Genomic DNA, 5,591 nt, shown 5'->3' on the forward strand with positions numbered 1-5,591 from the left:
TGAGATTGGCCCTATCTCACGACCGAAAGTGCGCGTGGCGCGGGGATGCGCGAGGCGGGGCGCCCGGGGCCGGGGTCAGCCGAGCCGGCCGGCCTCCGAGGCCTCGAACTCCTCCTCGTCCTCGGGCACCGGCTCGGTGCCGCGGGCGCGGGCGATCGCCGTCATGAGGTGGTACACCACCAGGGCGGCGACCGTGCCGAGCGTGATGCCGCCGAACACGAGCCCGCCGACCACGAGCTGGGGGTCGGCGATCGCGATGATCAGGCCCGCACCCGCCGTCATGAGGTTCACGGTGTTGGAGAAGTCCACGCGGTTCTGCACCCAGATGCGCACGCCCATCATGCCGATCATCCCGTAGAGGATGATGCCCGCGCCGCCGGCCACCCCGGCCGGGATGGTGGCGACGGCGGCCCCGAACTTCGGCAGGAACGCGAGGGCGATCGCGGTCAGGCCGGCCACCCAGTACGCCGCCGTCGAGTAGACGCGCGAGCTGGCCATCACGCCGATGTTCTCCGCATACGTGGTGGTGCCGACGCCGCCGCCCGCGCCGGAGAGCATGGTGGACAGGCCGTCCGCGATCAGGGCACGGCCGGTGAGCGGGTCCAGGTCGCGCTTGGTCATCAGCCCGACGGTCCTGACATGGCCGATGTTCTCCGCGACCAGCACGAGCACCACGGGCAGGAACAGGGGCAGCAGGTCCCAGCGCAGCTCCGGGCCGTGGAAGGGCGGCAGCCCGATCCAGGCGGCCTCCCCGACGGCGGCGAAGTCCACCTGGCCCTGCGCGAGGGCCAGCACGTAGCCCACCACGATGCCCACGAGGATGGACAGGCGGCCCAGGAGCCCCCGGAACGTCACGGCCGTGAGCACCACCGCCAGGGCCGTGCCGAACGTGGTGACCGGCACCTCCTGCATGGCCGTCGTCGTGGCGCCGGCGAGGTTGAGGCCGATCAGGGCCACGATCGTGCCCATCACCGCCGGCGGCATGAGCGCGTGGATCCACCCGGTGCCGGCGCGGTGCACGATCGCGCCGATCACCGTGAGCAGCAGGCCCGTCACCAGGATGCCGCCGAGCGCGGCCCCCGTGCCGCCGATCGCGGCGGCGGCCGTCAGGGGTGCGATGAACGCGAACGAGCTGCCCAGGTACGAGGGCAGGCGGTTGCCCGTGATGACCAGGAAGAGCAGGGTGCCCAGGCCGGAGAAGAGCAGCGCCGTCGTCGCGGGCATGCCGGTCAGGGCGGGCACGAGCACGGTGGCGCCGAACATGGCCATCACGTGCTGCACGCCGATGCCCACGGTCCGGGGCCAGCTCAGCCGCTCGTCCGGGGCGACGACGGTGCCCGGGGTGATGGTGCGGCCGTCGCCGTGGAGGCGCCAGCCGGCGCCGCGCGAGGGCCGGGTGGGGGTGGGGGACATGGCCGCCTGCCGAGGGGTCGGGGATGGGGGTGTCGGGCGTTTCTCGGGGGCCTGGAAGCCTGCGCACAGCCCCGGTTCCGCGCCGGTGATTAGGGTACCGTGGGGCGCGTGGCTCAGTACTGTGGTGTGATCGGAGAGGCGCTCGTCGACGTCGTGGTCTCGGACACCGCGACCCCCCGCGTGCACGTCGGGGGCAGCCCCCTGAACGTGGCCGTGGGCCTGAGCCGGCTGGAGCGGCCCGTCCTGTTCGCCGGCCGCCTCGGCCGCGATGCGCACGGGGACATGATCGCCTCGCATCTGCGGGAGAACGGCGTGCGCTGCCTGCTCGAGCCGGATGCCGCCGCCACCTCCGTGGCCACCGCGCGTCTGGACCCCACGGGCGCCGCCAGCTATGAGTTCGAGCTGGACTGGACGCTGCCGCCCGCCGCCGCGCTCGCCCGGGACTTCGACGACGCCGCCGGCGGCCCGCTGCACCACATGCATGCCGGCTCCATCGCCACCATGCTCGCCCCCGGCGACGCCGAGGTGATGGCCCTGCTCGAGCGGATCTCCGCGGTGACGACCATCAGCTACGACCCCAACGTGCGGCCCACGATCGTGCCGGACCGGGCGTTCGCCCGCGCCCGCGCGGAGGAGTCCGTGCGGCTGGCGGACGTGGTGCATGCCTCGGACGAGGACATCGCGTGGCTGTACCCGGACCGCCCGCTGCGCGAGTCGCTGCAGGCGTGGCAGCGGATGGGCCCGGCGTTCGTGGTGATGACCCGCGGCGCCGAGGACATCGTGGCCGTCACCGCGCACGGCGTGGTGGAGCGCCCGATCGTGCCCGTGGACGTCGCGGACACCGTGGGTGCCGGCGACTCGTTCACCGCCGCCCTGCTCGCCGCCCTCGACGACCGCTCCCTGCTCGGCGCCGCGAACCGCGGCCGCCTGCACGCGATGGACCCGGCCGACGTCGAGTCGGTGCTGATCTACGCCTCCCGCGCGTCGGCGATCACGGCCTCCCGCCCGGGGGCGGACCCGCCCACGCGGGCCGAGCTGGCGGACTGACCCCACGCCCTCCCGTCCCCGCACGAATCTGTTGCGCATCCGACCCTTCCGGCGGGCGGGGACGCCCCCAGAAGGGTCAGAGACGCAGACGATCCCGGCCGCCTCAGAGCAGGCCCAGCCCTCGCACGGCGTCGCGCTCGGCCTCCAGCTCGGCGACGGTCGCGGCCAGCCGCCCGCCCTCACCCGGCAGCACGGACTCGTCCGGCTCCAGCCCCGGCACGATCCGCCACGCGGTGCCGCCGTCGGAGGTCACGGGGAACGAGCTGATCAGCCCCTCCGGCACCCCGTAGGAGCCGTCCGAGACCACCGCGGCCGACGTCCGGCGCGGCGCACCGTCCGCGTCCACACCGGTGCCGAGGGTCCAGTCGCGCATGTGATCGATCGCCGCGGACGCCGCCGACGCCGCCGAGCTCGCCCCGCGCACCTCGATGATCTCCGCGCCCCGCCTCGCCACGCGCGGCACGAACTCCTCGCTCGCCCACACCGGGTCCACCACCTCGAGCGCCGGCCGCCACGTCCCGTCCACCCGCACGCGGGCGTGGGTGAGGTCCGGGAACTGGGTGGCGGAGTGGTTGCCCCAGATCGTCACGCCGGACACGTCCGTCACCGCGACGCCGGCCCGCGCCGCCAGCTGCGCCACGGCCCGGTTGTGGTCCAGCCGGGTCAGCGCCGTGAAGCGCTCGGCCGGCACGTCCGGGGCGTGGGCGGCGGCGATCAGCGCGTTGGTGTTGGCCGGGTTCCCGACGACGACGACCCGCACGTCCTGCGCCGCGTGGTCGTTGATCGCCCGGCCCTGCGGCCCGAAGATCCCGCCGTTCGCCTCGAGCAGGTCGCCGCGCTCCATGCCCTTCGTGCGCGGCCGTGCGCCGACGAGCAGCGCGTGCTGCACCCCGTCGAAGGCGCGGGCCGGGTCCTCCGTGACCTCCACGTCGGCCAGCAGCGGGAAGGCCGCGTCGGCGAGCTCCATGGCGGTGCCCTCCGCGGCGCCCAGGGCGGCCGGGATCTCGAGCAGGCGCAGCCGGACCGGGGTGTCCGGGCCGAGCATCCCGCCGGCGGCGATGCGGAAGAGCAGCGCGTAGCCGATGTTGCCGGCGGCGCCGGTGACGGTGACCGTGCGGGGCGTCGTCGACGCGGGGTCCGGGGCGGTGTCCTGTGCGGTGGTCTGCTGTGCGGTGTCCACGCCCCCATCGTGCCCCCGCTCGCCCGCGGAGGACACCCCGGCCCGCCGCACGGCCCCGGCCTAGACTGGGCGCATGCCCGCCCTGCCCCTGCCCTCGCGCCGTCCGCGGATGATCGCGACGGACCTGGACGGCACCATCATCGGGTACCGGCACACGCGGTCGGGGCGCCTGAGCCCGCGCACCATCGCGGCGCTGCGCGAGGCCCACGACGCCGGCGTCGAGGTGGTGTTCGTGACCGGCCGTCCCCTCCGCTGGCTCGGCCCGCTGAGCGCGCAGCTGGGTCCCGTCGGCCCGGTGATCTGCTCCAACGGCGCCGTCGTCGTGGACACCGCCACGGACGACGTCCTGATCGCCCACCCCATGCCCGTCGAGGCCGTGTGGACCGCCACGGACCGGCTGCGCGCGCTGGACCGCACCGTGTCCTTCGGTGCCGAGACCCTCGAGGGCTTCTTCTGGGAGCACGCGTTCTCCGAGCGCGCGGAGTTCCGGGCCGAGGTCCACGCGGCGGCCACGCTCGAGGCCGCGCTGCCGGGTCGGCTGGGCGTCGTGAAGCTGCTGGCCCGCTCGGACACCCTGTCCCCGGACGCCTTCCTCGCCGCGGCCCGCGCCGAGCTGGACGAGCTCGTGAGCGCCACGCACTCCGCGCCCGGCATCGCGCTCGTGGAGATGTCCGCGCCCGGCGTGCACAAGGCGGCGACCCTCGCCGAGTTCGCCGCGAGCCGGGGGGTCGCGCCGGCCGACGTCGTCGCGTTCGGGGACATGCCCAACGACCTGGAGATGCTCCAGTGGGCCGGTCTCGGCCTGGCCGTGGCCTCGGGCCACCCGTCGCTGCTGGCCGCGGCGGACGGCGTGGTCGGGGCGTGCGACGACGACGGGGTGGCCGCCACCGTCGAACGCCTGCTGGAGCTGCCCACGGACTGAGCCGCGGGCCGCCCCCGGCGGGTCAGAGGAACTCGTTCGGGTCGAACGCCTCGACGTCGATCACGCGCAGGCGCGGCAGGGACGAGTCGAACGCGCCCACCGCGTGCTCCAGGTCGAAGAACTCGACCCCGGGGATGCGGCGCAGCTCGTGGGAGAGGAACTCCTCGAAGCCCATGATCCCGGTGCGTCGGCCCGGCGTGGCCGCGAGGTCGGTGAGCTGGGGGGCGAAGTCGGCGTCGTGGCTGACGAGGACGACGTCGTCCTCCCGGCCCAGCAGCGCCTCCGCGGTGCGCTGGATGCCGATGTCCACGACCTTGCCCTCGCCCCGCAGCATGATCGGCTGGAAGCCGAGGGCGGTGAGCGCCTGGACGAACGGGATGGGGATCTCACCGTCGATGGCGAGGAAGAACAGGCCCTTGACCGGCTGGTCCCAGCGGTCCTCGAGGTAGCCGAGCAGGCGCTTCCAGCGTGGCCGCTCGTCGGGCTGGGGGCGCCGCTGCAGGATGGACGTGCCGAGGGTGGCGTCGATGTTCTCGCCGTCGATCAGCAGGTAGGTGGTTCGCTCGCTCACGCTCTCGAGGCTACCCGCTGGGGTGGACGTCGGTCAGCGCGCGCGGTCGAACGGGGCCGTCAGCAGGCGGACGACGCCCTCCAGCGGCCCCGCGCGGAACGGGCCGACGCGCACGACGGCCCGCCACAGCAGCGGCAGCAGCAGCGCGCCGGCCACCAGCACGGCCAGGTTGAACCACGTGTCGTCCGTGCCCGTGGCGCTGCGCCACGGCCCTGGTCCGAGCCCCCGCACCCAGCCGAGGTACCACAGGTGCGCCACGTACACGGACAGCGTCATCGCGCCGGGCACGGCCAGCAGCCCGGCCCGCGGCGGCGCCAGGGCCGCGCACCCGCCGAGCACGGTCAGCACGAGGCCCGTGTCCAGCAGGGCCTCCGCGGGGGTCGCCGTGTAGGGCACGGGGGCGGCGCCGGTCTGCGTCCGGGACAGGGCGAGCACGACGCCGGCCAGCGCGATCCCCC

Annotated in this window: 5 protein-coding genes and 1 pseudogene; 2 read left to right on the forward strand and 4 right to left on the reverse strand. The window is 74.9% G+C overall.

Translation table 11 applies throughout. The annotated features are described in order from the left end of the window. Positions 1-75: 75 nt before the first annotated feature. The gene (locus HMPREF3105_RS11085; RefSeq protein WP_070709632.1) at positions 76-1,413 is read right to left on the reverse strand and encodes a uracil-xanthine permease family protein; all 1,338 of its coding nucleotides are present in this window, start codon (positions 1,411-1,413) and stop codon (positions 76-78) included. Positions 1,414-1,539: 126 nt separating this feature from the next. On the opposite strand from HMPREF3105_RS11085, the gene HMPREF3105_RS11090 reads away from it, so the two are divergent. Continuing rightward, positions 1,540-2,460 (forward strand): carbohydrate kinase family protein, encoded by a 921-nt coding sequence (locus HMPREF3105_RS11090; protein ID WP_070709633.1) that lies wholly within the window; start codon positions 1,540-1,542, stop codon positions 2,458-2,460. A gap of 103 nt (positions 2,461-2,563) precedes the next feature. Here the strand turns inward: HMPREF3105_RS11090 and HMPREF3105_RS11095 are convergent, their stop codons facing one another. Beyond that, positions 2,564-3,640, reverse strand: coding sequence for a malate dehydrogenase (locus tag HMPREF3105_RS11095; protein WP_041103497.1), 1,077 nt, complete (start codon positions 3,638-3,640; stop codon positions 2,564-2,566). A gap of 73 nt (positions 3,641-3,713) precedes the next feature. Here HMPREF3105_RS11095 and HMPREF3105_RS11100 point away from each other — a divergent pair, with 73 nt between their 5' ends. Beyond that, positions 3,714-4,562 (forward strand): HAD family hydrolase, encoded by an 849-nt coding sequence (locus tag HMPREF3105_RS11100; RefSeq protein WP_041103498.1) that lies wholly within the window; start codon positions 3,714-3,716, stop codon positions 4,560-4,562. A gap of 22 nt (positions 4,563-4,584) precedes the next feature. Here HMPREF3105_RS11100 and HMPREF3105_RS11105 read toward each other — a convergent pair whose 3' ends face one another. Together HMPREF3105_RS11105 and HMPREF3105_RS11110 are read right to left on the reverse strand one after the other, a co-directional pair. Continuing rightward, complete coding sequence (locus HMPREF3105_RS11105) at positions 4,585-5,133, reverse strand: NYN domain-containing protein (RefSeq protein ID WP_036316538.1); 549 nt, start codon at positions 5,131-5,133, stop codon at positions 4,585-4,587. 33 nt (positions 5,134-5,166) lie between these two features. Further along, positions 5,167-5,591, reverse strand: a pseudogene (locus tag HMPREF3105_RS11110) (hypothetical protein); the annotation flags it as partial.

The organism is Micrococcus sp. HMSC31B01 (assembly GCF_001816085.1).
Lineage (GTDB): Bacteria > Actinomycetota > Actinomycetes > Actinomycetales > Micrococcaceae > Micrococcus > Micrococcus luteus.